General features: G+C 50.5%; 22 protein-coding genes. 3 read left to right on the top strand and 19 right to left on the bottom strand.

The genetic code is table 11. The features are described 5' to 3' along the window. Positions 1-611: 611 nt before the first annotated feature. A complete protein-coding gene (locus HPS57_RS03230; RefSeq protein ID WP_172180126.1) occupies positions 612-1,616 on the top strand; it encodes a hypothetical protein in 1,005 nt (334 codons plus the stop codon). 82 nt (positions 1,617-1,698) lie between these two features. On the opposite strand, the gene HPS57_RS03225 is transcribed toward HPS57_RS03230, so the two are convergent. From HPS57_RS03225 to HPS57_RS03185, 9 genes are read right to left on the bottom strand one after another with little or no spacing between them, the layout of a single operon-like run. Then, positions 1,699-1,884: a BF3379 family histone-like protein gene (locus HPS57_RS03225; protein WP_172180124.1), complete on the bottom strand. Its 186-nt coding sequence runs from the start codon at positions 1,882-1,884 to the stop codon at positions 1,699-1,701. A gap of 34 nt (positions 1,885-1,918) precedes the next feature. After that, positions 1,919-2,458, bottom strand: a complete 540-nt coding sequence (locus tag HPS57_RS03220; protein ID WP_172180122.1) for a hypothetical protein — start codon at positions 2,456-2,458, stop codon at positions 1,919-1,921. Beyond that, positions 2,455-3,000, bottom strand: coding sequence for a topoisomerase C-terminal repeat-containing protein (locus HPS57_RS03215; RefSeq protein ID WP_172180120.1), 546 nt, complete (start codon positions 2,998-3,000; stop codon positions 2,455-2,457). Before HPS57_RS03215 ends, HPS57_RS03220 begins: the two co-directional genes overlap by 4 nt. 25 nt (positions 3,001-3,025) lie before the next feature. Next, positions 3,026-3,799 carry a hypothetical protein gene (locus HPS57_RS03210; protein ID WP_172180118.1) on the bottom strand — a complete coding sequence of 258 codons (774 nt, stop codon included), beginning with the start codon at positions 3,797-3,799 and terminating at the stop codon, positions 3,026-3,028. Positions 3,800-3,806: 7 nt separating this feature from the next. Next, positions 3,807-4,997 carry a toprim domain-containing protein gene (locus HPS57_RS03205; RefSeq protein WP_123398941.1) on the bottom strand — a complete coding sequence of 397 codons (1,191 nt, stop codon included), beginning with the start codon at positions 4,995-4,997 and terminating at the stop codon, positions 3,807-3,809. A 4-nt stretch (positions 4,998-5,001) separates the two neighbouring features. After that, positions 5,002-6,324 carry an ArdC family protein gene (locus tag HPS57_RS03200; protein ID WP_172180115.1) on the bottom strand — a complete coding sequence of 441 codons (1,323 nt, stop codon included), beginning with the start codon at positions 6,322-6,324 and terminating at the stop codon, positions 5,002-5,004. Further along, positions 6,308-6,535 (bottom strand): hypothetical protein, encoded by a 228-nt coding sequence (locus tag HPS57_RS03195; RefSeq protein WP_123398943.1) that lies wholly within the window; start codon positions 6,533-6,535, stop codon positions 6,308-6,310. Before HPS57_RS03195 ends, HPS57_RS03200 begins: the two co-directional genes overlap by 17 nt. A 35-nt stretch (positions 6,536-6,570) precedes the next feature. Beyond that, positions 6,571-7,842, bottom strand: a complete 1,272-nt coding sequence (locus HPS57_RS03190; protein ID WP_172180111.1) for a MutS N-terminal domain-containing protein — start codon at positions 7,840-7,842, stop codon at positions 6,571-6,573. Between the two features lie 5 nt (positions 7,843-7,847). Next, positions 7,848-8,633 carry a DUF4099 domain-containing protein gene (locus HPS57_RS03185; RefSeq protein WP_123397115.1) on the bottom strand — a complete coding sequence of 262 codons (786 nt, stop codon included), beginning with the start codon at positions 8,631-8,633 and terminating at the stop codon, positions 7,848-7,850. Between the two features lie 64 nt (positions 8,634-8,697). On the opposite strand from HPS57_RS03185, the gene HPS57_RS03180 reads away from it, so the two are divergent. Together HPS57_RS03180 and HPS57_RS03175 are read left to right on the top strand one after the other, a co-directional pair. Next, on the top strand, positions 8,698-9,318 hold the full coding sequence (locus HPS57_RS03180; RefSeq protein WP_136410207.1) for a glucosaminidase domain-containing protein: 621 nt from the start codon (positions 8,698-8,700) through the stop codon (positions 9,316-9,318). 67 nt (positions 9,319-9,385) lie between these two features. Next, positions 9,386-10,834: an RNA-binding domain-containing protein gene (locus HPS57_RS03175; protein ID WP_136410206.1), complete on the top strand. Its 1,449-nt coding sequence runs from the start codon at positions 9,386-9,388 to the stop codon at positions 10,832-10,834. A gap of 214 nt (positions 10,835-11,048) precedes the next feature. On the opposite strand, the gene HPS57_RS03170 is transcribed toward HPS57_RS03175, so the two are convergent. Genes HPS57_RS03170 through HPS57_RS03125 form a run of 10 tightly spaced genes read right to left on the bottom strand, consistent with a single transcriptional unit; the run spans position 11,049 to position 20,340 of the window. Then, on the bottom strand, positions 11,049-11,768 hold the full coding sequence (locus tag HPS57_RS03170) for a TraX family protein (protein ID WP_172180109.1): 720 nt from the start codon (positions 11,766-11,768) through the stop codon (positions 11,049-11,051). A 13-nt stretch (positions 11,769-11,781) separates the two neighbouring features. Continuing rightward, entirely contained in the window at positions 11,782-14,091 is a 2,310-nt protein-coding gene (locus HPS57_RS03165) for a type IV secretory system conjugative DNA transfer family protein (RefSeq protein WP_123550297.1), read from the bottom strand. A 12-nt stretch (positions 14,092-14,103) separates the two neighbouring features. After that, entirely contained in the window at positions 14,104-14,574 is a 471-nt protein-coding gene (locus HPS57_RS03160) for a hypothetical protein (protein ID WP_103983128.1), read from the bottom strand. A gap of 9 nt (positions 14,575-14,583) precedes the next feature. Then, the gene (gene traN, locus HPS57_RS03155; protein ID WP_172180107.1) at positions 14,584-15,456 is read right to left on the bottom strand and encodes a conjugative transposon protein TraN; all 873 of its coding nucleotides are present in this window, start codon (positions 15,454-15,456) and stop codon (positions 14,584-14,586) included. Positions 15,457-15,477: 21 nt separating this feature from the next. Then, positions 15,478-16,677 (bottom strand): conjugative transposon protein TraM, encoded by a 1,200-nt coding sequence (locus HPS57_RS03150; protein ID WP_172180105.1) that lies wholly within the window; start codon positions 16,675-16,677, stop codon positions 15,478-15,480. Beyond that, positions 16,664-17,161 carry a hypothetical protein gene (locus HPS57_RS03145; protein ID WP_123398955.1) on the bottom strand — a complete coding sequence of 166 codons (498 nt, stop codon included), beginning with the start codon at positions 17,159-17,161 and terminating at the stop codon, positions 16,664-16,666. The genes HPS57_RS03150 and HPS57_RS03145 overlap by 14 nt, the downstream gene beginning before the upstream one ends. Before the next feature lie 10 nt (positions 17,162-17,171). Next, the gene (gene traK / locus HPS57_RS03140) at positions 17,172-17,768 is read right to left on the bottom strand and encodes a conjugative transposon protein TraK (protein ID WP_103983131.1); all 597 of its coding nucleotides are present in this window, start codon (positions 17,766-17,768) and stop codon (positions 17,172-17,174) included. A gap of 19 nt (positions 17,769-17,787) precedes the next feature. Then, positions 17,788-18,933, bottom strand: a complete 1,146-nt coding sequence (locus HPS57_RS03135) for a TraJ family protein (RefSeq protein ID WP_136415562.1) — start codon at positions 18,931-18,933, stop codon at positions 17,788-17,790. Between the two features lie 26 nt (positions 18,934-18,959). Next, positions 18,960-19,649: a DUF5045 domain-containing protein gene (locus HPS57_RS03130; protein ID WP_172180103.1), complete on the bottom strand. Its 690-nt coding sequence runs from the start codon at positions 19,647-19,649 to the stop codon at positions 18,960-18,962. A 13-nt stretch (positions 19,650-19,662) separates the two neighbouring features. After that, entirely contained in the window at positions 19,663-20,340 is a 678-nt protein-coding gene (locus tag HPS57_RS03125) for a hypothetical protein (RefSeq protein WP_172180101.1), read from the bottom strand. Positions 20,341-20,342 lie beyond the last annotated feature (2 nt).

Raw genomic sequence — 20,342 nt, 5'->3', positions numbered from 1 at the left:
TTATTGCCGTCGAGTTACATTGTCAAACAATTCATCACTTTGGATTGATGATTATAAGTTTTATTCATGGGGATAAAATTCAAGGGTTCTATTTTGAATGGATGATGGCGCGTGGTATTATGTCATATCGTTATCTTGTTCTTGAGCATGAACATGATAAGGCAGCTTTTATACGATTAAACGACTTAACCGGAAAAAAAATATGAGTATATAAGTGCTATTGAGGAAAGTAGCGATGGAAAATGTTTGTTGAACAGGGCAAAATATAATGAGAATAGAAAGATACGAAATAGAATATTGTGGGAAAACAGCCTGATTCCGGCGTTGATAGGTGTAGCCCTTACAATTTTACTAATTAAACTCGGAGTCAGATAATGGAAGAAATTATGCAGTCGATAATCAGTGCGATAGCACGACATATAGGTGCCGGGATGCGATATTTCTTTCTGCGGATTATTTGTCGCAGAAAAGATGTGTCGTATAAAAAGCTATGCAACAGCGATAAAAAGGATCCTCTTGCATATAACGATAACGCTTTTGCCAATGGCTGCTTGGGCCTGGTTGTTATTGCTATCTTGATTATATTGACGGTTAAATATTTAGGTTGAGAAATGACAAGTAAGGAACTACAAAAGATGCTTGATACTACAAGACGTGACGTAGGCCGTGAACATGGCTTCCGCCAGAGTTCCTATATCAATTTCAAAGTTGAGAATGGATATTTTTTCTGCTTGTATTTTAGTCTTGAAGAGGCAAGGCTTGAGGTAAAGCCTATGTACGCCGATGATCTTTGGTGGGAAATATGGGAAGCGAATGAAAATATAAGCGAGCCGCTGAGTCTGCGTGGTAAAGGCGCATATGCTTTATCAGGTCAAGTATTGACAGACATTGCTGTTTTTGAAGATAGACGTGATTTTGACAATATTGATATTCGCCAGTTTTATGAGCGCGTTTTTAATGAAGCGAATACTGAAATAGAACGTTTCTTATTGCTTAATCCTGATGCTGATTCATTCGTTCCGGATGAAAGCATGATGTACCACGACCCTGACCGCTTACTATATCTGATGACTCTTATACATTCAGGAAACAATCAAGAAGTGTTGTCAATCATCAAAGAAGCACGGCAAAACAGACTCAGATGTGAGTTCCGAAGTGGGCTGTTTGAAGATAGTTATACATACATCCGAAGATGGTGCAAGCGAGATGGGTTCTTCAACAATATAGGCAGGAGCATACATAATTTGATGAACTTAATCGCCAAAACAAAGACTTTTGCTGTTATGAGCATGGGCTTTAATGTTAGCAACAATAATAAACTGTATAATCCGCGTATTGGTGGAATTTTTGAAGGTTCTATATTACTCGCATTAATAACATCTTCACTTTATTTATTTGACAGTTATAATTTAGCTTGGATAATAGTAGCGTTATATATAGTTCGCTTTTTTATCCTTTTGATAAACCGCAGCGATAAAAAAGAACTACGATATGAGGCTGAATATATGAGCCTACCAATTATGAATAAGCGTAAATTTAAGATAATAAGTTGGGGGATAGTAATTCTTCTTTATTTGTATTCGTTTTGTATCATATTATATGCAACAAAAAATTAGCATAGAAAAATAGAACTCCCCATGCTCACGCACAGGGAGTCCCGGTTTTTGACAGCAAAGAAATTGTCCTATCGAGAGCGGATTATTCAGCCTTGTTGTTGGCGGCTTCCAGCGACAGCTTGCGGAAGCGTTTTAACAACGGCTCCATATCGAGGGATGCACGCCTGGCGCGAAGCCCAGCGGCCTTGTTGCCCTTGTCGAGCTGCGCGGTGGCATCTTTCAGGAAGGAAGCGGCGAGGGTCTGGATCTGATCTATAATTTCTTTCATTGTATCAATCGTTTTTAGAGTTGGGGAATAATGATTATAGAAGTGGTATCTCAAAGGAATTGACGACACACCGGGCATCGCGGTCGAGGATGAACCAGTATTCCGACCGGTATGGAGATCCGCTTTCCGACACGGCCTCGTACTCAATCTTCACTTTCCATCCGGAGAAAGGCTTTTTCGGTGCATCGGGGGCCTCGAAGCCCGCAATGGAGCGGAGCGCGCCCATCGCCGACATCTGGCGGTTGACAAGCTCCGTGACCGCACTGTCCTCGAAGTCAAGGTCTCGCAGTCCGTCGGTCTGCGCCATCACCCTCTCGTTGACCTTCATCATCGACACGGCGATAGCCATTTTCTCATCATCATTGACATAATTGCGTCCGAAAACGCTGTCAGGTTCGCTGATGGCAACAATCTTCACAGATTCCGGATTGTCAACCGAAGCATACAGGGCAGTCTCGGCCACGCCTGCGGCCCGCTTGTCAGGACGGTTGCAGAAATGGAACAGGAGGGCTATCCCTCCCCACATGATGATGCAGGATGCCACAAGCACCGCGAGTTTCATTCCCGGCCTCATACCTTTATTACCTTTAGTTTGTCGGGAGACAGACCGAGTTTACGGCGATATACCGCGCCGTTCTCACCGTACATTTCCACTTCATGCGAGGTAACGCCGTCGGCGCATATCTCGCTCACGTCATCGAGAGTCATCAAGTGGCCGCCTATGTTGCGCCATATCACGAAACCGCAGGGATCGCCCTCCTGATGATAGTTCGAGCAGTTGAACGCCTTTGCGCCCACGCGGATCTCGCCGCCGCAACGGGGGCAGCGTGCCACCACCGACTCCATATTGATAGAGCCGTCAGCCGCCATGACAAGCACGGTCGGAAAAGTCTTCCACTCCTTTGTGGCGAAGCCGTCGAGCAGTATGCTACGCTTCTCCAGCAGTTCCGCGACCTCGGCATCCGCCATCTTGCGGTTGCCGATAACACCGTTGATGAAGAGTCCGCACTTGCCGTCCTCCCCGGTGTTGTTCTCACAGCGGTAGCCCTTGCAGGTCTTCACCACATTGCCGCCGCACACAGGGCAACGGCCGATAATCTTTGTTTCTGTATCCATGTAAAAAATGTTGTTGATAGTTCGTTTATCTGTATTTTATCGTGTTCCACTCCCACACAAGGGTCTCCGCGATAGCCTTTCCCGACATCACCGAGGCCCAGCCGTCGGGGTCGAGCGAGAACCACAGGTCGTTCCATGAGAGAGTGCGTATCTGCCACGCCAGCAGCCACAGGTCGGTGTTGATTGTCTCCAGACGTGTCACCACCTCGTTTGCCACATAGTACCGCTCGGCAGAGTTGAGCAGGTTCACCTTGTGGTTCTCTCTCCGTTCCTCCGAGAGCGACCCAAGGGTCGATGACTCCTTGTTGCCGTCTGCACCGGTCGCCGTGTAACTTCCGGAGGTAACAAGCTGTTTCATGAAAGGATAGAGCGCAGCCATCTGGGTTGCCGCGTCAGTCAGCTCATCGGACACCAGCACCGCTATGGCCGTGCCTTTAAGATGCCCCGGTACCGATTTACGCAACAGATCACAGTTCTTGGGTATCTCCGTAAGCACCAGTTCACCGGCACGCTTTATCTGGTAGAGATTCTGCATGGCACCCTGGGCGTTGGAAAGATACTCAAGCATCTTGTTCTCCACGGAGTGAACGCGGTCGAGGGCTACTGTCACGGCGGCTTCAGCCGCAATGATCTTCTCCTGGGTTGACTTACGCTTCTTGTGGATATTGTTAAGCTCCACAGTCTGCGCTATCACCGCCGCCGTGAGCGTCGGGTCGGTCTGTTGCGCCATCATGTCCGCTCCAGGAATGACAAGGAGGGATAGTGCGAGCAGGGCTGTTTTCGGTTTGATAGTCTTCATCGGTCAGTCATATTTTTAAGCCGGAAGCGCGTTGCTCGGCGAGGTTATCGTCACGGTCATGTTTGGTAGGGAGTATCTTGATTGATGAGCGTTTACCCAACAGGCAGTCGTTCCAGTCCTTGAAGTCCTTAGGAGGCTGCCACTGCCCCATGCGGTAACGCACGGAGATATGCGGCTCAAACTGAGTGTAGGCGGAGCGGTCGGGTGACACCGGAAAACTCTTGCCTTTGGCCTCCACCATCAAGCCCTCCGGTGTCTTGGTGATTTTGAGTGGAATGTCCTCGACAAGAGCCATGAGGCGGAGTCCGTTGATGCGTCCGGCAAGGTCGTTGTCGAAGCAGTCGTAGGCACGGGCGTTTGGAAAACGCTCCATCACGCCCAGTACCTGACGGTCGGAGAACGTGCCGCCGAGGGAGACAAGGGCGATATCCTCGCCTAACCGGGGCCGGTTCAGCTGGAAAAAAGCCATAGCGTCAAAGGCGGATTCACAAAAGAACACATGACGCACGAGACCGTTGTTGCCGTGCGACAGGTCGGCCACCCACGCCGCCGTGGAGGAATTGGTGCCGGCGGCCTTTGACTTGTAACCGCTCACGCCGCGGATCTCATATCCCACAGTCTTGTCACTCCCGGCTTCCGTGTAGGGGAAGCCAATATTGTAGCCGTTGAAATTCTCGTTGCGTCTGTCAGACACAAGGGAAATGAACGGGGCGAGAGCCTTGACCGTATCTGCCGACAGTCCGCGCTGTGCGAACAGCCGGGGGATATTGGCCGCGTCCAGTTCCTTGACACGGTAGCGCGAAGGGTCGAACACCTGAGGCGCGGATGCCGAGCGTACATAATCCCTGTCGCGGTCATAATCCGGCTCCGGCATATTGGCGAACTGCGCCATCACTTTCGCTATCTTCTGCCATTCGGTAAGCCCGATAACATTGAAAGATGAAAGATTCTCGCGTATGAACGACACCACGTCGCCCTTTGAGCCGTCACGCCGGAAGAAAGTCTGCGAAGCCTTGTCGCGGCGGTTGCTGACGATGATTGTGTCGCGCTTGTCGCGTCCCTCGCCCAGCACAAGCTCGATGTACCGGCCCACACCTGCCTTGCGGTCGAGGCGGTAGCCGAGCGAATAGGCGACATCATCAATACCAACACGCGATTTAAGTTCTTTGAACTTAACTTTATAGTCAGCCGGTGCCATAGCTTCAGACGATTGAGAGTGACTTGGAGGCGCGGCGGTCGATGCCTGCAATCTCCGATTCATAATTCTTGCGTATCGCGCTTCCGAGGAATATGTCTTTCTCGCGTTGGTCGGTGAGCTGGAAATACATTCTCGCGGTTGAACGCTCGATGGGCTTCATGCCGAGATCGACGCCGTTGTATGAGGCACGCAGGGCGAAGTCGCCGGAGCGGGTCTTGATTATGGCGGCGTTCCTGAACGGGCATATCTCGTCCTCCAAAGGAGCCATCAGAGGGTCGTTCTTCGCCAGATAAGGCTGTTCACCGAGCGATATGCGCTGTGCGTCCACACGGTCGAGTATCATTTCCGAAGCCTTGTTGACATCGGCCATCACGGACACGATGAACTTCGGCTCCTGACGGAGTGCCCCAATCCATGAATCGAGGTAGGCCGCCGAGTTGTCAGTGACTCTTGAGTCGAAGCCCATGGAGTGGCTTATCATGGCCGCAGTAAGCTCCGCCACCAGTTCCTCTTTCGCATATTTCGGGTCGCCGAACTTCGCGCCCGCCTCACGGTTGAGTCTTTCGGGAGTCATGGTGGAGTGCGTCATTTCGTGTAGCATGGTCGAGTAGAACTCCATGCCGTCGCGGTATATGTCCTCAGGAGTCGCGCCCTTGTTGAACTGCTGCTTCATGGGAATCACCACAATATCACGCGAGGGGGAATAGTACGCGCCTTTCTCCTTGCGGTCGGCCTGTATGGGACAGAGCCATGTCTGCTCGGCAACCATGCGGTCGAGTGCGCCGTGGGCGTACATACCATGAGTGTCGCGCATTTCAGGTACCTTGAAGCGGTCGAGTAGTTTCTGCACCCTCTCAGGCTGTGCCTCACGGAAATTGGTCTGGTCGATGTTGTAAACAGGGAACGCCTTGACAAAGGGTATCACGTCAAGATTTTTCCGCTCGTCACGGCTCATGGCGCGGTACTCGTCGGAGGATATTCTCTTGCCGTCCTTGTCTCGCACCATCATGTCCCAGTATATCACCGGAAAGGCTTTCTCTCCTTTGAGGACATGGGCCTTGAAGTTGTGTGCCTGCTTGAATGTGAGGAACACTGGAAGCTCGTAGCCTTGCGCCGCAGTGTGCAACTGGAGAAAGAAGGAGTTTGAGCCGGAGTAGTTGCGCCCCATGATGTTCTGGGGCAGGCCGGCGGAGGAGGCTCCGCCAATCCAGCCCTTCTCCCAGTCCGAGCCCTTCATCTTCTCCATACGCTCGATCATCATCTGGGCGAAGCGGTCGAGAGCCTGCTGGCCTGAACTGTTGGACGCGCCGTTAGTTCCAGATGCCATAATCCTCGTCATCTATCAGCTGACGCTCCATCATGTCAATCTCGGTCTCGTCGTAGTAGAACTCGGCGGATTCCTCAGAGGGTTCGATGCCATGAAGCTCGCACCATTCGAGGTAGGACTCCGCATTATCGCTTTCAAGCATGAAGCGGAGGAAGCCTATTGTACCGTCCTGAAGGAGCTGCACAAGTTCGTCATATTCTAATTTTGCCATAGTGGTATTCTTTTAAGTGTTGTGGGGAAACGGTTTTACATTTTCATGGAGGCTGATTTCTCCATAGATAGCGGAGCGGCGAGTTTGGTGCTTATCTCCTCAGTGAGATATTTTGCGGCTATCTGCTCGCGTGTGGCGGTCTTCGTCTTGAAAAGCGAATAGCCGTCGTCGAAGGACAGCTCCTGACGGGAAGTGCGTCCACGTCCGTCGCCGAGGTCGGCCGACACCTTCCACTTTCCATCTTCCTTGTCCTTTGCGACACGGATACCCTTGGGGTCGATGCCCTCCGGGAGCCTGAACTGCTCGTAGTGGGATTGCAGGTGCAGACGGTCGCCGAAGTTGCGCTCCACAAGCTGTCCGGGAGTTGCCACACGGTCAAAGTATGCGTTCAGGTCCTCGCGTGAGGCGGTTGTTGACATCTTCTTGTCTCCCACCTGTGCGTAGAACTTATACTTGCCGTAGTCAGCGCGGGTCTCGTCGGTCTCCTTATAGACATTGAACTTGTCTATGGTCAGGTTTCCGCCGGGTCCGGGCAGCACATTTGCCACTTGATAGGCTACATCCGGCACCCTCGGCATAAGTTTCGTGGGATAGTAGCGTTCCATTAGCTGCGGCACGGTGAGTTCCTTCTCCTTATAGGCGACGAGGTCAGCCGGATCCATCTTCTGAGGCTTCAGTTGTTCGCCGTTGATCTTGGCGGTGAAATACCAGTCCTCCGGGTTGGTCTTGCTCTGGTATGCGTGGCCGTGTGTCACCTTGTCGCCGTTGACCGTCACCATCTGAGGCTCACGGGGCTTGCGCTCGGCGGCTTCGCCCTGGGTGGCGGATTGGGATTCTGATTTTTTCTCTTTCGGGGTCGTTTCATCGACCGCGCTCTTTGTGGTCTTTACAAGCTCCTCCTGGGGAGTCTTCTCTTTCTTTTTTCTTGGCATATCGGATTCTTTGTTAATGGGTTGTTGTGATGTAGTCTCCCCGTGCTTCGCCTCCTGCTCCTTTTTCTTCTGCTTGGGTTCTTCAAGCTGCTCGCATATAGCCACTCTCATTCCGGCTCTTACAAGCCGTGGCAGATAAGTGTCGAGTGCTTCATGTGGGAAAGATGCCACATCGACATTCTTTTCTTTGCCGACTGTACGCGTGGAGACTGGTGTACCGAGAATTTCCGACACCTTTTTCGCGTCCTGACGGTAGATTTCGTATGTGCTGCCGGTGCGGAAAAGTAGCAAGGCGTCGGGGTGTTTCTCTTTCATGCGGTCGAACTGATCCATTACGGAGAGTTGGCCCGGCTCTTTTTTTCTTGAAGCTGCCATGTGCGTCAGCGTTTGAGACCGGATTTGCGTTCCTCTTTCTGCGTGGGGTCGAGGCTGATGGCACGTTCCTTAGAGTCATGCTCGACAACTTTCCGGTACTCCCAGCGGTTCTTGTCGGTCATTACCAGACCGAGATATTCGGGGTGCTGCTCGTCATAACGGAATTTCTGCTGACGCTCCCACTCCTTGAGGTCGCCTTTTACGATCTTGAAGCCCTGAGGTTCCTTGAGGTCGATGCCAACCGATACCTTTTCGCCGCCTACCGACAGTTCCACCGGTTTGCCTTCGCGTGCCTGCTGTTTCTGTTGGGAGCCAAGCTCGATGTCGTTGACCTTTTCCATGTCCTTCAACTTTTGCTCAATCTGCACCTCGGTTATGCGGCGGTGGATGATTGACTTCGTTTCCGGGTCGAGCTGGAGATACTGCTGAGTCTTCTCGCCGTTGATGTCGATGGCTTTCTGCAACACGTCGCCACGGCGCAGTGCGTCAAGTTCCTGTTGCGACAGGCGAAGCTCGTTGTTTCTGTCAACAGACAGTTCACGCTGCACGGGATATGCGATCAGCGTGGGGTTGCCGTCCTTGTCGGCTGCGAGCTGAAGTTTGAGGGGTAATGAGATAACCATGCCATTCCCGGTGTCGATAGACACCTGCAAAAGAGGCGTGACCTCCCCCTGCATCAGTTTTTGCTTCACGTCCTGCGGAAGCATATCAGCTTTCTCCCTGTCGATACCCAAAAGGGCGAGTTTTTCATAAGGGAGCGTGTCCTGCTGATTTTTGTTCGGAATTTCCATGTCAATGAATTAGAGGTTATAAATTTGCGGCGTAACCGCTTGTCGACCTCAAAATTATCCCCACATGATTGCTAAATTTGAAATTCCGAACATTTTTGTTGCGATTGCCTGTGCAGTTTTCTGTTCACAGTATGCCGCAGCCCAGTTTTACACCGTTACAAAAGATTCTCCCGTGACGGTTGAAATGCACAATAGAGAAGTTTATAACACTGATAATAAGAGTGATAGTATATTGCCTCAAATATCATCAATCCCGGAAACGGTTATTGGCGTAAAAAATATGCCACAAACGCTATCTGCAAGCATTGTCACCACATCAAAGTCACATTTCCGGCAAGCACCGGTCAGTTCCGGACTCCCGGATCTGACCATTCCAAATCTGATTGCCGAGATTGAAAAGAACGGCATAAAATATCCGAAAATAGTTTTGGCACAGGCAATACTTGAAACAGGCTGGTTCAAATCTCCGGTATGCCGCAACAAGCACAACCTTTTCGGGCTTACAAATCCACGCACAGGTAAATACTACGAGTTCAACCATTGGACTGAATCAGTCAAAGCCTACTACACAAAAGTACAGTACCGATATAAGGGAGGAAATTATCTGCTGTGGCTGAAAAAGATTGGCTACGCTGAAGATCCGGGCTATATCCGTGCTGTGATAAGCGTATTGAAAATGCTATAATGTGCTAAAAGCGTTGACTCTCAATAAAAATATAGCATGGCTCGATTAAAATTATTAACTTTGTAGTATGAATACATTGGGACTTACGCAGCTTCTTGATAAACTTGTTTCGCTTCCTCAAGAAACGGAATGGGTTGAGTTCAAGCATAATTTTCATTCGGAAGAAGAGATAGGTCAAAGACTGTCGGCGTTATCTAACAGTGCTGCTCTTCTAAACAAACCATTCGGATATCTTGTGTTCGGAGTCGAGGATGGCACCCACAAAATCGTTGGTACATCATTTAAGGCAAAACGCCATAAGAAAGGTAATGAGGAACTTGAAATGTGGCTCCTCAACCGTCTTAATCCAAGAATTGACATTGAGTGCTTTGAGTTTGATTATGAGGAAGAGCACATCTCTCTTTATCGTATCCCAGCCGCAACTGAACGTCCGGTAACTTTTTTGAATACGGCCTATATTCGTGTAGGCTCACTTACAAAACCTCTTATAGGCTATCCGGAGAAAGAAGCAAAACTATGGAGAAAAAATCGCAGTAAGACTCTGGATAAGACTGTTGTAAAAGAATGTGGAAGCTCCGCTGATATTACCCGATTACTCAGCGTGGAGACATATTATGATCGGTTGAAGATACCTATGCCCCAAACAGTAGATAGTATCATCGACCGTTTTATTTCAGAAAAATTCATTATCGCTACACTTACAGGATATGGCATTACTGAATTAGGCGCGATACTGCTTGCAAAAGACTTACGTGACTTTGATAATCTTTACCGTAAGGCTATGCGTGTAATTGTATATAACGGGAAAAGCAAAGTTGAGACTGTCAGGGAACAGGGCTTTGAACAAGGTTATGCCGTTTGTTTTCCAAAAATGATTGACTGGGTAAATGGTCAACTGCCAGCAAACGAAGAGATTGGCAAAGCATTACGTGAAGATGTCAGAATGTATCCTGAAATAGCGATAAGAGAAGTCTCAGCAAATATGATAATTCATCAGGATTTTTCCGTACTTGGCTTCCCTATGATTGAGATTTATTCTGATAGAGTCGAAATATCGTCACCGGGTCAACCACTTATAAGCACAGACCGCTTTATAGATGAATATCAGTCGCGCAACGAAGAACTTGCAGATATAATGCGCCGAATGGGATTTTGCGAGGAAAAAGGCAGTGGTATGGACAAGGCCCTTTCTGCAATAGAAAAATACCAACTTCCGCCTATTAAGTATCGCGTATCTGATATTCGTACAACAATAATTTTATCAGCATACAAAACATGGTCACAGACCTCAAAGGAAGAACGTGTGCAGGCTTGCTATCAACATGCTTGCTTAAAGTATTTGGCGAATGAAATGCTCACAAACAAATCATTACGCGAAAGATTGGGTGTTGATGAAAAGAATTATCCCTTGGTGTCTATTGTCATAAAGGAAGCATTGGCGCAAGGCTTGATTAAAGTTGGAACACCCGAAGGGACTAACAGACGTGATATTGCTTATATACCCAGTTGGGGATGAGTCATGTAATTTCATGTAATGAACAAGGCGATATTGAATAGCCGATAATAGCCGACAATACATCACTTCTTTATTTTTCAGACTCTTACAAAGACTTTGCAAAGGTCATACTCATGTATGCTTCATGTAATAGATTGAATCAAAAGGCACTATCCGTATTATTATACAAATAACAGATAGTGCCTTTTGCAAAGATATTACTAAAGGTCAGTAGTCAACCACATAACCAAATCAACATCAGATGTGCCGGGTAAATGGCGTAGAAGCTGTATTTGGCCGGTTTGCTTCGTATAAAGCCACGGGTGCCGTCATACAGGAAGATTATTCCGGAGGCGAGCAATGCACCGGCGATGCCGTAGTGAGCCATCAAAGGAAACGTGAATATAATCTGAAGAATAGCCTGCGAGGGAAAATGTGTCGATGAACGCTCCAGCCACGGACGCATAGTCTGGTGCCGGAGAATGTAGAACACCGCTATCATCAGAACACCGCGCCAGTCATAATCCGTTCCGAGCCACCATGCCAGAACAGCGATAGCGGCCACACCTATGAACGACAGCGGCCCATGTTCGCACATACGGTCGAATATGGCGAGTGCCACAACTCCGAGGGAGAGAGTGAACATGACATTATGTGTGCCGTCCGCACCGTTGAGCAGATACCACGGCAATTCACTGACTGCACCTGCAAGCAACAGTATCAGAAAATATCTCATACGGTCGCGGCTATGTGCGAACCCCTCGGCGGCAAGGAAAGCGAACACAGGGAACGCTATCCTGCCGATACATCGCAACAAGTCATACATGGGAGAGTCCGGCTCCATAAGGAAGTAGGCGCAATGGTCGGCCATCATCGAGAGGATAGCGATAATCTTCAACGCACTTCCAGATAAGCGTAGCGAGAGAGGTACGGATATTATGGCGGTAGTTTCCATGATAAGTGATTTGTTATTCAGTGCCGAGAAGCTCCTTCACCATATCGGCCACCTCCTGGTTAACACGCTTGAAATTGCGGTTGAGCATAATCTCCTTCTCTCGCTCACTGTCGAAAGAATAGATTTTAGGCAGCTCCACATAGTTGGATTCTTCCTCCTTGATACGTGCCATATCAAAGTGCGTCTTGCAGAAATACTTGGTGGTCTTGAACTCCTCGGAGTCCTCGATGTCGAAATGTGACAGCATCTTTTCATCGGTGGCCGTGAAGTCACGTGCCGCCTGACCTGCAAGCCAGCCCGTAGCCATGTCTGCGATTTTCGCCGCCGGAACGAGATAGTCCATCTTCTCGGAAATGGAGGTGGAGATTTTCTGGTCGTTTATGGTGATTGAGGTCGATGTCTGCTTTGCCTTGCCGAAAACATCATTCTGCGCCCATTCAAGAGTCTCCTTGTTTCGTGCCGCACCCATGAATATGTTGCCGCAGGTCGTGATAATCTTCTGCATACCCACCTTGCCGTAGTCAGCCTCCAACTGCGGAAGCTCCTGAAAACCGAGAGTCACGGCAACCTTGTTGCTTCGCGCCGTGCCGATTAGTCGGTCAATCTTGTGGAAGTACAGCGTGGGAAGCTCGTCAACGATGATACTGACAGGTATATTGCCTTTGGAATTGACACGTGTTATCAGACGGTTAAGCACCAGAGCGTTCAGAGAGCCGATGACCTGTTCCTTTTCGGGGTCGTTGGCAATCACAAGATAGCTCGGACTCACCGGGTCGGAAATTTTCAAGTCAAAATCATCGCCGGTGAACACCCAATAGGCTTCAGGGGATACAAGCCGTGCGGCATTTACGCGGAGAGTACCCACCATACCTTCAAGCTGGTCGTTGGCTTTGTTCTCGTAAGCGGACTTGAAAGGAGCCATCAGCGAGGCTATCTTATCGTCCATCATCAGAATGTCGAACACCTCGGAATACTTGCGTCCGAGGAACGACAGCACATGAGGCATATCCGAAAATTCACCTGTGATAGTGTCCGGCTCAACCTCATTTCCGTTCTCGTCCTCATACCAGCAGCGGTCAATCAGTATCAGCTTACCCATACGGTCGATATAGGAGAATCCGTTAAGGTCAACAAACATCTTGTCCTCGTCGGTGGATACGTCGCGCCCGTTCTCATTCACGAAGTCAAGCATGACCTCGCCGTTCTCGTCCAGAGCGTTGAAATCGTCCCAGTTGCGTATCACAAGCTCCAATTTCTTGCCCTCGTGCGATATATAGCGTTTCAGTTTTTTCCCTTTCAGAAAACCTGTCGGGTGGAAATTAACAAAGAAATATATGATCGCCGCGAGGAAGTTCTCTGCCGAGTTGGTGAAGAAAGCCTCCGAGCCGCCCTTTTTCTCGCCACCGCCCTTGTTGAGCGAGGCAAGAAGCGTGGCCGCCGTCTCCGAAGCCGCCGCGAGGTCGGGAATGTATTTACGCTGGATGGGGTTGATACGGTTGGAATACTCCACATCGGTAAAATTGACTATACGGAAACCGCAGCCATTTGGCAGATTCCCGTAGTGTAAATTCTTGCAATACTGATAGAAAAGCGTCTTGGCAAGCGTCGGGAACTTATAATCATATACCATCATGGCGAAGCCCTTTCTTGCGTGCTGCCTTATGAACGGATCTATGATGCCGAAAGACTTTCCGGAGCCGGGAGTACCCAAAACAATAGTGCCACGGAACGGATTGATAATGTTGATGTAGCCGTTGTGCATACGCTTTTTCCAGTAGAATATCATCGGGATGTTCACAGAATAAGGGGTATTGACCTCCTGACGGGACTGTTCAAACGATTCATTCTCGAAATTAAACCTGTCCTCGCCGACCTTGTGGTTGTAATACTTGGCGATACCGTCGAGTCCCTGGTGTACGAGCATCGTGCCGACCACCGAGCAGAAGGCATACAGGACACGGCTTGCAGGGAAGCCGAAGAGCGACATACCCCATGTGCCGTGATGGAAGATGAAGCACAGTCCCACGAGAGTGAGACCTGCAAGCACCGGATATACCACCATAGTCTTCAGGTTGAACTTCAACGCCTTTTTCGCTTTGGTGCCGATACATACCACACAGATGCAGACAAGTTCGGCAACCTTGCACCCGGCCACGGAGTTGAACACCTTGAAGCGTCCGAGCAGGTCGAGTATGAACTGCGTCACGCGGTTGTCAGCTGTGATAGGCAGGTTCATCACAATCTCGATGATCAGGAATATATAGATACAGCTACGGAAGTAGTTATACATCTGTTGCTGTTCCTTTGTTTCTTCAAAAGCCATGGGGGAAAGGGATTAGAATGGTATCTTGAATCCGAGCATGAGGCCGTTGCGGAACGTGTCACCATGCAGGAAATTCACATTATTCTTCTGTATGATCGAGAACTCGCATCCGTTCTGAAACACATAGTTGTATTCAAAGCCTCCCTCGATACCGATGAAAAACTTTCTTTCCACAGCTCCGAACTGAGGGCCGAAGCGGACACGGAAGCTGCCGTTCTTGTAACGGTGCAGACGGTGTTTGTAGATTATACCGCCGTCCCAATAGTACCCCTTCCAAAACTGACCCTCGCCCGATTTCCAGTGATTGCCAATCTCGCCATAGACCTCCACGGCGTTGCCATAGGTGAACGACCTCTCGTAGCCAACGGTGGCGTTGAGAGTTGACGGGAACAGGAAGCCGGCGTTGACGGCTATCTTGTTTTCCTGAGCGGTGGCCGTGAGAGAAGCCACCGCACAGATGATTGCGAACAGTATCTTTTTCATAGTACCGGATTATTTGTAGATATGGGGTGAATAGTTGAACGGCAGATTTTTGAGTATATCGGAGTCGAAGCCGTCGGCGTTGAGAATATCGTCATACTCCACGGTAAGGGTTATGACACGTCCGCTTATCTGATTCTCCGATATTTCGATGCGGAGCACCTTCTCGTCCGGGAAAGTCAGCTTGTCGAGCACAAGCACGTTGCGGTAGTTCTTTTTGAACTTCTTGGCAAGGTTCAGCGAATATACCGGCGACAGCTCCACCGTCTGAGAGTTTGTGGCCTTGACCTCCTTCTTGTCGGTGAGCTTCACGCGCACCTCGGCGATGTCGTATGCTATCTTCGTGCTGTTCTGAAGGGAATAGTCGATGAAGAAATAATCGCCTATCGAATAGATGTTGTTGACAATCGCCTTCATGCCGTTGGCTCTGGAGACCACCTGATTGTATTTTCGACCGCTGCCATATACGGCCCAGGCGTAACGTGCCATTTCCGACTGAGGCATGGATACTTCCGGATTGATGTATGAGTCCAATCCGGCGTATGGCACACGGTGGATAGAGGCGGCACGCGAGGGTGCGGTGGTATATACCACATCGTACTGTGCCAGATGCCGCTCGCCGATGAGTGTGAGAGTACCCATCAGCTCACCCTCGCGGTAGGAGGTGGGAACGGAGTCAGCTTCGATGAACGGCTTGATACGCACGATGTTGTCGGCACACTGGTTGCCGATAATCTTTGTGGTGGATAAGTCCACCATCTTGATATTCTCAGGCATGACGATATGGGTTGTCACTTCCGAGTTGACAAGGATCTTCTCTTTGGCTGTCGCCGGGATTGCGACGGCGCATAGCGCGAGGGTCGCTGCAATAATTTTATCTTTCATAATGGGTTGGTTGATTACCGTTTAATATGCTTCGTCTGAATTGATAAGGTAAACGATTGTGTTGTATTTGATTTTCGCCTTGTTCTTGCGGATATTGGCCGATACAGCGGAAGTTGCCGAGTTATACATATTCTGGAGAGCCTGCAAAGCGATGGCCTCGCCGGATATTCCGGAGCCGTAACCGCTCTCGGACTCAAAGCTGATATTCTGCTGCACTGTGCTGGCTCCCGCCTCTTTCATAAAATCGCGGAAAGCGGACTCCGGGACATAGAAGCCCTCCATGCCGTCGTTGTCGAACACCGAAAGGTTCACTTTCAGGAACTTTCCGCCTACAAGAATTGAAGTGATGGCGGCGCGGACACGCTGTTGGCCGAAGCCTGTGACAGTGCCGTACAGATATGTGCCCTTGGCAAGCCTCACATCATGTATGGTCACATCATCGAGCAACTTGAAGCGTAGCCTCGTGCCCTCGTGCGCCTTTGTTGTCTTGTCGATCATGGCACGGATAAGCGGAGCATCGACATTATCGGCCGAACTCCCCACGGTATTGAACTTGTCGGCATTTGTCTCCCTTGATTTAAGCACCAGCAAGGGTCGGTTTTTCTCACGCTCTATCTCCCGCGCCCTTGCTATGGAGTCGGCCCGGTGTTTACGCATTGTTTCCTCCGGGTCAGGCTGTCCTATGCCAAGTCCGGCCTCGATAGCTTTCTGACGCTCATAGCTGCGCTGCTGTATCGCCTCAAGGTCGCGTGCATATTCGCTGCGAGGGTCAACGGCAGGTTCATAGTCGGCAGGATTGTAGCCGTCACCGTAAGCGTATGAGTTGATATGCCGGCGCGATTCAGCAAGGGAACGCTCCAGTTCCTCCAGCTCCTGCTGCTGACGGATACGCTCAGCCTCGGCCGCGTCGAGACGGTTCAGCTCGTCCTCGGTGTAGCCGTGTTCCAGAGCCTCGCGTTCCTCCTGTTCCTCGCCGAGCGCGCCCACGGCGGTAAAGGCGTCCTCGTCACCAAAGCGGCGTGACATCTCGAACATCTTGTCACCGGGAGCCTCGGCGTTGGCCTCCGGCAGAGTGGAATTTATACGGTCTGTCGCCACGGCCTGAGGGTCGTCCCCACCGCCGCCGAAAGTCTCCATAGCGAAATATATCAGCGCGCACAGCGGCACGAATATCACCGCAGGGAAGATATACTTCGGTTGTCTGAAATTAATTTTTTTCATTGTTATCGTTAAGTTTGAGGGATTTTACAATCTGTTCAAGCTGCCTGTACCGGCGTATTATGCCTATTGAGTCGGCATGGCTCTTGCGTGGAATGGCGATAAGGGAGTCAAGCTCATGCTTTACCGCCTGACCGTCGCCTGTTATCTCCATGAGCCGCCGGCGTTGCGCCTCCTTGTTTGCCTGAATGGTGCGGAAGCCGCTGAAGATAGGCTCGACCTTGGCGATGGATTGCAGCTCCGGCTCCTGTGATTCCATCCGCGCCCCGGTCACTATGATGTCGCACACGAGTATCATCAGCAGGGAGCCGACGACATAGCCGAAAGTCCGGCGAGGGTGTCGCGTGGCCCATGAATTGGCCTTTCTGATCCGGGCGGCCAGACGGTAGCGTGTGCCTATGGCACCCATCTTCGGCCGGAGCCATGAGCGTATTGCGCCATGCGCTTTCCTCCGGTTGTCGCTGAAAGTTTGTCTGAGTGATTTCATAAGTCAGGTTTTAATAGTCAAGGTCTTTGTTTTCAAGAGTACGCCAGTTGGTTATCATCAGTCCGTGGGGATTGTTCTGTGTACGTGGCACATTCTCCACATAGCCGGTGGTGAGCATGGTGCGTTTTAGATCGCGCGTGCGCCTCTTGATAATCTGCGTCCCGTAGTAGCTGAACTTGCGTGTATGCTCGTCGAACTGGATAGAGTCGCAGATTATGGTGCAGACAGCCGAAGATGATATGATGTCGGAGTAAAAGCCGTTTTCGTCAAGGGCCTGCTTCTGCTTCAGGGCTGTGCCGTCTGCCATATACATGGCCTTGCCGACAGTCCACTTGATATAGTCGTTGTCGGGAGGGAGATTGAAAAAATACTGGTGGAAGAGCTGGATATGCGCTTTCGCCTCCATGATGAAATTGGCTTCAAGTCCGGCACGCTCGGCAAGGAACGGTATGTCGCCGTCAAGAATATATATCTGCTTGCGCTCCTCGGTCACGAGCGACACGCAACGCCACACGGTGAACCCGCAGATGGCGGCGCAACCTATTATGGTTGCCATTACCGTCATCATTGCGAGCCGTGTTTTCTGTTCAAGGGATTTTATCAGCATGATAATCTTGTTTGTCTGATTAAGGGGTGTGTTTCAGATTTCTTCCTGCCTGTGCGCCGATTGAACCGGCCACATTGCGGGTCACGTTGGTAGCTTTGAGAGCCGCCGAGCCGCCCATCATCGCCGCGCCCATAGCAACACTGCCTGAGGGAGAAGCGGCACCGCTACTGACACCGCCGGGTATGAGCCATGAGGCGACTTCGGGAACGAAGCGTATGATATAGGCCCCGACAAGCATACCCATAGCGTACATACAGTTGGAGCCTATGCCCTGCAAACCGAGCGCGCCTATCTGCTCCCATGAGTTGACAGCACCGTGCAACAGGTGGTTGTAGGCCACCAGATCCTCCTGAAGATTATACATCAGTATGAAGTCTATGTAGTAAAGGCACATATATGTCACGAAGCCCCATAACGTGAGGGAGAGGAATTTTGACATCCATTGGCTCCATGCCGAGTTCCACGGCGGAGCGAGTGACAGGGCGAACATTATGGGGCAGAACACAATCATTATCGCTATGAATATCCTCTGCGCCACAAGTATGCCGTAGTAAGACATCTGGAAAATCAGCTCGCCGACAAAGCGTATCACGTCGTTTATCCACTCGCTTACCTTTGTCTCAGCGGCCACCGCCGCACGCTGGGCGTAGTTGTTGATGGTCTCGCCGAGGTTTTCCACGTTATAGACGAGTTTGTCCCACCAGTTCGCGTCCTCGCCTATGGCGGCCACCTGTTTCGCCGTGGATATTGAATCCTGCACTGCCCGGAGGCGTTCAAGATACTCGCCTTGCTTCTGGGCCACTTTCAGCTCCAGTGCCGCGACTTCCTTGTTCTTCGCCATAGCCATTGACTTAGTGGTTGCTTCCAAAGACTTGCCGGGCATCTGGAGAGCCGAGCATATCCACGATGAAGATGATATGCACATTGATATGCCTATGATGCGTAGCAGCTTCATTATGTCCATTCCTCGGCGTCCGAGCATCATCATCCAGCACTCGTAAGAGCCTACGCACAGGGCGAGCAGCAGTCCGAGCATACGGGCGAAGCTGATTGTGTCGCCTAAAATCGCTACATTCGGAAACGCCTCCATCGCCACAAGCAGCTTGTCGAGGCTCTGGTCGATAGCCGGAAGCCCCATTGTGCAGAGTATTGATAATAAAGTCATATAGTTTTCAATTAGTCAGGTTAATGTTAGTAGTGGGTGGCGGCCACAGCCGCAAGGCGGGCGGTGCGCGACACCAGTTTTCCCATCTCGGCCTTTGCCTCCTCGTATGCCTGCTGACGCTTTGCGTTCTCCAGCCCGTAGCCGACACCCTGTTTATGGATATAGGCGATATTGGCGCAGATTATCTCGTTCTGCCGTGACAGCTCGTCAACCTGATACTTCATCTTCCCCTTGCTCTTGTTAAGGCAATATAGAAGCCCGTCGGCGATACAGTCCTGCATACGGCAGATCTCGTCCTTGTAGATTGAATAGACGACATCGACAGCCCGGTCAGCCTCGCGTGCCAGTTCCTCCTTGTAGAGCGATTCGACGTATGCACGCTCCTTCTCCACCTTAGAGAGTTTCTGCCGCTGGGTCTCTTCAGCCGTGACACGCACGGGCATGATGCGTTTGACATTCGATTTCTCCTCCTTGAAGCGGACGCGGTAGCCGGATTTGAAGCCGGCCCACTTCCAGTACATTTCCGCGCCGGAATAATTCTTGTGCAGGAAATAATAGTACCAGTCGGGAGCGAAGTCCCACGGCCCGTTCTCCATCGAGAGCCATTGTTTCTCTTTCTGGTCGTCATGGATTGTGGGTGTCTTGGCCGACACTGCCGCCGGGAGTGCCGCAATGAGCAGGGCAAGCGATAATGCGGTGATAGTTCTGAATTTCATGATCGGTATATGTTTATTGGTTCCACTTGTTGATTACCGCTCCCACGATCTCGTCCTTGACATCGGAGGTTAGTATCTCCCAGATGTAGTCAGGCTTCCAGCCGCAGTTTGTCATGAGGTAGCACCACAGGTTGGCGTTGTCGATAATCCGCCGGGCGTTCTCTATGGTGTCCTTCAGCGACATGACAAGGTTCATCTTCTCGTCCATCGAGGCTTTCATGAGGTTTATGCCGGAGGCGGCCACGGTAGCGTATAGTTTCTGGGCGTGCTTTATCTCGCGTGCTATGGCAAGGTTGGCGTCGGCATAGTACCACGCGACAAAGGGCTTTTTGGTCACATACTTGTAGGTGTTTACCGTAAAGTCCTTGTATTCCTTTGTCAGCAGATAGAGTGAGCTGGCGGTCGAGGATATGGCAGCGGCGAGTACCACGTATGAGTATGCGTTGTTGAGCTTGGTGTCGAGCGTCGAGCGTACATCATTGAACTTCTCCGCGCCTTTGGTGACAAGCGATTGCTCCCCGAAGCTCGTGGCTATGCGTGCCAACGCCTGGTCTTCATCTTTCTTTACGGCTTTGTGCAGAGCCATCAGAGCTTCAAATGTCGGCAGGTCTTTCGGAAAGTCGAAGGCAAATGACTTTAAGGGAAGAAGCAGGGCCACCAGAGCTATGATTGTAAGTTTCCGTATCGTCATGG

Origin of the sequence: Palleniella intestinalis (assembly GCF_013166595.1) — a bacterium.
Taxonomy (GTDB): domain Bacteria; phylum Bacteroidota; class Bacteroidia; order Bacteroidales; family Bacteroidaceae; genus Prevotella; species Prevotella intestinalis.
The sequence above is the reverse complement of the archived record's forward strand: the minus strand, read 5'-3'. Positions and strand labels throughout refer to the sequence as shown.